Source organism: Anaerocolumna cellulosilytica, from assembly GCF_014218335.1.
Lineage (GTDB): Bacteria > Bacillota > Clostridia > Lachnospirales > Lachnospiraceae > Anaerocolumna > Anaerocolumna cellulosilytica.
Map to the genome: position 1 here is coordinate 4819001 of NZ_AP023367.1, position 6000 is coordinate 4825000.

Sequence of the window (6000 nt, forward strand, 5' to 3'; positions counted from 1 at the left end):
GGAATTCTTCAATAATATGATTTGCAGGTGTGCGGATGCAAATACATCATCCTTCCTAGCACACAGATAGGAGCTTGTGTGAAACTTAACTACAAACAAACTTTTTTTATTGGTCTTACATTCATGTCAATCTGCTCTTTTTGGCAGCTTTACGACAATCTTGTGCCTCTTATACTTTCAAACACCTTCCATATTGGTGAAACCGTAACCGGTATTATTATGGCATTAGATAATGTTCTAGCACTGTTTCTACTTCCACTGTTTGGCAGTCTATCCGATAAAGTACATACAAGACTGGGAAAACGAACACCATTTATAATTATCGGCAGTGCCCTAGCGGTACTTTTAATGATGTTGCTCCCCCTAGCAGCTAAAGCAAATAATTTTTTACTATTTATTATTTCTTTAGGCCTTCTTCTTATCGCCATGGGTTCTTACCGTACGCCTGCAGTAGCACTTATGCCTGATGTTACACCTAAGCCTCTGCGAAGCCAAGCTAATGCAGTTATTAATCTATTAGGTACTCTAGGCGCAATTTTTACCTTAACTATATCGAAAGTATTGATTATGGATGTTCCAAAACCGGATTATACTTCCGTATTCCAAGCTGTTGCATTATTTATGGTAATAGCCGTTATTATAGTAGTAGTAAAAATTAAAGAAAATACTTTACTTGCGTCAAACACTGGTTTAAACTTAGAGGAAGATAGCAATAAGCTGGAAGAGACTATAAAAGAAACTCCTTTACAGCCTGCTGTGAAAAAAAGTCTGATATTCCTGCTTATATCAGTATTTCTATGGTTTATGGCATATAATGCAGTTACTACTGCATTTTCCAGGTATGCTGCAAAAGTCTGGGGGCTTCAGGGCGGAAATTTTGCAAATACACTGCTAGTTGCCACCGGTGCTGCTACTTTAAGCTATATCCCAATCGGCTTTCTGTCAGGAAAATTAGGCCGCAAAAAGACAATCCTTTCAGGTATTTTATTCATGTCTTTTTCCTATTTTTTAGGCACTGTCTTTACAGAATATTCACCGGTAATCTATTTAGTGTTTGCTATGACAGGGATTGGCTGGGCAGCAATTAATGTAAATTCTTATCCGATGGTGGTTGAAATGGGTAAAGGCACTGCTGTTGGTAAATATACCGGACTATATTATACCTTCTCAATGTCTGCCCAAATATGTACTCCTATACTATCGGGATTTTTACTGGAAACCGTATCTTACCGTACTTTATTTCCATACTCTGTCATTTTTTCACTTCTATCATTTTGTTCTATGCTATTAGTTAGACATGGAGATTCTATACCTGTAAAAAAATCTGGAACGTTAGAGCATTTTGACAACTAATATTCCAACAAATACTGTTTGTTTAAGTCTCATGATTGTAGTGTAACAGAAAGCTTATACGACTATTTCTACTCTAAGAGTCTGTTACAGCGAGGTTTATTGATTTGATTTTTGAATTTAGTTTTTACTAATTATATTAGCTTTGTTTTATTTTGGAGGATTTATGTGGATTATTTTATTTATTATTATCATATTACTGATTTTATACCTGCTTGCCATAATGCCAAGAATGTTTGGTCGTCATAATTTTACTACCTGGCAAGGCAGATATTACGCTCACCGAGGTCTTCACCAGGACCCCAATAAAGTACCGGAAAATTCCATGGCAGCCTTTCAGCTTGCTGTTAAAAATAATTACGGCATAGAAATGGATATTCAGCTTACAAAAGACAACATACCTGTAGTATTTCATGATTTCACATTAAAAAGGCTTTGTGGTATTGAAAAAAAAGTAAAAGAATTTACGTTCGTTGAACTACAGGAATTCACGCTTCATCAATCAAAGGAACGTATTCCGTCATTTCAGTCCGTACTTGATATGATAGCTGGACAAGTTCCCATTATTATTGAATTTAAAGTTGAAGATTATAATACTACAGTTTGTGATGTCACAGCACCTATGCTAGAAAAATATAACGGCACTTACTGCATAGAATCCTTTAATCCATTAGTTCTGCTTTGGTATAAGAAAAACCGTCCAGGCATAATAAGAGGGCAGTTAGCTAGTAATTTTGTAAAAGATAAAGAAAAAGGTAACTCTCTTATGTATTTTATATTACAAAATTTATTGATTAATTTTATTACAAAGCCAGACTTTATATCCTATAATCATCTTCATAGGAATATGCTCTCCTTAATTCTTTGCAAAAAACTTTATCGTACTCCATGTTTTGCCTGGACAATTAAAAGTCAGGCTCATCTGGACGCTAGCAGAAACAGTTTTGATTTCTTTATATTTGATTTATTTATACCTCAGGAAAATCGTTAAAGGGATTGCAGAAATAATATTTATACCTATATATTTCTTTAAAACTGACAAAACCTATGACTAGATAAATCATTCTTTTAGCAGGGCATAAAATGCTCTGCTAAATTAAGCTTCTTTCATTATGTAATCTATAAGAATGTGATTTAACTTTCTCTTATTTATACTATATAATCTAAGTATTTACTCGCATACTGCAAATTTTATCCAAAGCATACATAAGCAAGTTCAGTGGACAAGCATCGTAAAGCGACTAGCATCTTTGATATTAAACAGCTTTTTAGCGCATTTGAATCGATATAGCAATACCAATTAACCATAAAATTACCTAGTTAACATATACACCACAATCATAACCTCCAAGTATAGGGTTATGTCGCTTCAGATGATTCTTTTAATTCTTTACAAGTCTATAATAAAATATACAATAAAAAAAGCTACTACTATAATTAGTAGTAACTCAACTATTATGACTCCAAGGGGATTTGAACCCCTGTTACCGCCGTGAAAGGGCGGTGTCTTAACCGCTTGACCATGGAGCCTCTTATCTTGAAGCTGTACCTTCAAAACCACACATTGATTCACATCTTTTATTAAAAACCTTTTAACCTGACAGATATTCGTCTAAGTTTCCTTGTCCTCTTCTCTGTCCTACCATTTTCATGATCTTAGGTCAAGCCCTCGACCTATTAGTATTAGTCAGCTACATGTGTTACCACACTTCCACCTCTAACCTATCCACCTTGTCGTCTTCAAGGGGTCTTACTGCTTTCGCATGGGATATCTTATCTTAAGGGGGGCTTCACGCTTAGATGCCTTCAGCGTTTATCCCTTCCAAACTTGGCTACTCGGCCGTGCACTTGGTAGTACAACCGATACACCAGCGGTTCGTCCAACCCGGTCCTCTCGTACTAAGGTCAGCTCCTTTCAAATATCCTACGCCCGCGCCGGATAGGGACCGAACTGTCTCACGACGTTCTGAACCCAGCTCGCGTACCGCTTTAATGGGCGAACAGCCCAACCCTTGGGACCTACTACAGCCCCAGGATGCGATGAGCCGACATCGAGGTGCCAAACCACTCCGTCGATGTGAACTCTTGGGAGTGATAAGCCTGTTATCCCCAGGGTAGCTTTTATCCGTTGAGCGATGGCAATCCCACTTTATACCACCGGATCACTAAGTCCTACTTTCGTACCTGCTCCACCCGTCGGTGTCGCAGTCAAGCCTTCTTATGCCTTTGCACTCTGCGAATGGTTTCCAACCATTCTGAGAAGACCTTTGAGCGCCTCCGATACCCTTTCGGAGGCGACCGCCCCAGTCAAACTCCCCACCTGACATTGTCCACTGCCCAGATCATGGGCACATGTTAGAAATCCAATACTGCAAGGGTGGTATCCCAACAACGGCTCCATGGCAACTAGCGTCACCACTTCACAGCCTCCCACCTATCCTGTACATGCAATACCGAATCCCAGTATCAAGCTAGAGTAAAGCTCCATGGGGTCTTTCCGTCCTGGCGCAGGTAACCAGCATCTTCACTGGTATTTCAATTTCACCGGGTGCATTGTCGAGACAGTGCCCAAATCATTACGCCTTTCGTGCGGGTCGGAACTTACCCGACAAGGAATTTCGCTACCTTAGGACCGTTATAGTTACGGCCGCCGTTTACTGGGGCTTAAGTTCAACGCTTCGGATTGCTCCTAACATCTCCCCTTAACCTTCCAGCACCGGGCAGGCGTCAGCCCATATACTTCACCTTTCGGTTTTGCATAGACCTGTGTTTTTGCTAAACAGTTGCTTGGGCCAATTCTCTGCGGCCTGTATTTCTACAGGCACCCCTTCTCCCGAAGTTACGGGGTTATTTTGCCGAGTTCCTTAACAATGCTTCTCCCGTCGGCCTTAGGATTCTCTCCTCATCCACCTGTGTCGGTTTACGGTACGGGCTTATGAAAAACAATAGCGGCTTTTCTTGGCAGCTAGCTCACCAGCTTCCCTACTCTTGAGTTCGGTCCGCATCACGTCTTCGTATTGTATGGCGGATTTGCCTACCACACTACTACCCCGCTTGCACCGGTTTTTCCATTCCCGGCTCTGGCTTTCTCTCTGCGTCCCCACAGTTCTGTTTTCATAAGGTACAGGAATTTCAACCTGTTGTCCATCGACTACGTCTTTCGACCTCGCCTTAGGTCCCGACTTACCCAGAGCAGATCAGCTTTACTCTGGAAACCTTGGATATTCGGCCTAGAAGATTCTCACTTCTATCTCGCTACTCATTCCGGCATTCTCTCTTCTTAAATCTCCACGACTCCTTACGGTACCGCTTCTTCGTTTTAAGAATGCTCCTCTACCAATCATGTAAACATGATTCCACAGCTTCGGTGTCGTGTTTTAGCCCCGGACATTTTCGGCGCAGGACCTCTCGACTAGTGAGCTATTACGCACTCTTTTAATGTATGGCTGCTTCTAAGCCAACATCCTAGTTGTTTTCGAAATCCCACATCCTTTTCCACTTAACACGCACTTTGGGACCTTAGCTGGTGGTCTGGGCTTTTTCCCTTTTGACTACCCAACTTATCTCGTGTAGTCTGACTCCTGGTCATCATCTATATGGCATTCGGAGTTTGATAATCTTCGGTAAGCTTTGACGCCCCCTAGGATATTCAGTGCTCTACCTCCATTAGACTTCGTTATAAATAACGTTTACCAAGGCTAGCCCTAAAGCTATTTCGAGGAGAACCAGCTATCTCCGGGTTCGATTGGAATTTCTCCCCTACCCACACCTCATCACCACCCTTTTCAACGGATGTGTGTTCGGTCCTCCACCACCTTTTACGGCAGCTTCAACCTGGACATGGGTAGATCACCCGGTTTCGGGTCTACTTTCACTGACTATTTCGCCCTATTCAGACTTGGTTTCCCTTCGGCTTCAGACCTTAAGTCCTTAACCTTGCCAGTAAATGTAACTCGCCGGACCGTTCTACAAAAAGTACGCGGTTCCTCTGTAAATAGAGGTTCCACAGCTTGTAAACACAGGGTTTCAGGTTCTCTTTCACTCCCCTCCCGGGGTTCTTTTCACCTTTCCTTCACAGTACTATGCACTATCGGTCACTAAGTAGTATTTAGCCTTGGGGGGTGGTCCCCCCGACTTCCCACAAGGTTTCTCGTGTCTCGTGGTACTTTGGATACCGCTCGCTGTCTTCTGGTTTCGCATACGAGGCTTTCACTCTCTATAGCCGGCTTTCCCAAAACCGTTCTGCTACCATACGACTCACTTGTTGCGGTCCTTAACCCCGAAGGATAAATCCTTCGGTTTAGGCTCTTTCCCTTTCGCTCGCCACTACTCAGGAAATCGAGTTTTCTTTCTTTTCCTCCGGGTACTTAGATGTTTCAGTTCCCCGGGTTCCCCCTGCATGGCTATGTATTCACCATACAGTAACGGAGGTTTACTCCGCCAGGTTTCCCCATTCAGAAATCTGCGGGTCAAAGGATATTTGCTCCTCACCGCAGCTTATCGCAGCTTATCACGTCTTTCATCGGCTCTTAGTGCCAAGGCATCCACCCTGCGCTCTTATTAGCTTGACCTTATGAATAAACAATGTATGTTTACTCTCCATCATATCATCTAGCGTGATGATATGGGTCATTAGGTTTATTTTAATAT

General features: G+C 42.0%; 2 protein-coding genes, 1 tRNA gene and 1 rRNA gene. 2 read left to right on the forward strand and 2 right to left on the reverse strand.

From position 1 onward, the window contains the following. The first annotated feature begins 78 nt into the window (after positions 1 to 78). Together acsn021_RS19890 and acsn021_RS19895 are read left to right on the forward strand one after the other, a co-directional pair. The gene (locus acsn021_RS19890) at positions 79 to 1353 is read left to right on the forward strand and encodes an MFS transporter (protein ID WP_184093270.1); all 1275 of its coding nucleotides are present in this window, start codon (positions 79 to 81) and stop codon (positions 1351 to 1353) included. A gap of 163 nt (positions 1354 to 1516) precedes the next feature. After that, the gene (locus acsn021_RS19895) at positions 1517 to 2341 is read left to right on the forward strand and encodes a glycerophosphodiester phosphodiesterase family protein (RefSeq protein ID WP_184093271.1); all 825 of its coding nucleotides are present in this window, start codon (positions 1517 to 1519) and stop codon (positions 2339 to 2341) included. A gap of 467 nt (positions 2342 to 2808) precedes the next feature. Here acsn021_RS19895 and acsn021_RS19900 read toward each other — a convergent pair. Together acsn021_RS19900 and acsn021_RS19905 are read right to left on the reverse strand one after the other, a co-directional pair. Further along, positions 2809 to 2880 (reverse strand) — tRNA-Glu (locus tag acsn021_RS19900). A 127-nt stretch (positions 2881 to 3007) separates the two neighbouring features. After that, positions 3008 to 5921, reverse strand: a 23S ribosomal RNA gene (locus acsn021_RS19905). Between the last annotated feature and the right edge of the window lie 79 nt (positions 5922 to 6000).

Coding starts and splice junctions, on each gene's coding strand:
- acsn021_RS19895 (WP_184093271.1), top strand. CDS start 1,517: ATGTGGATTATTTTATTTATTATTATCATATTACTGATTTTATACCTG.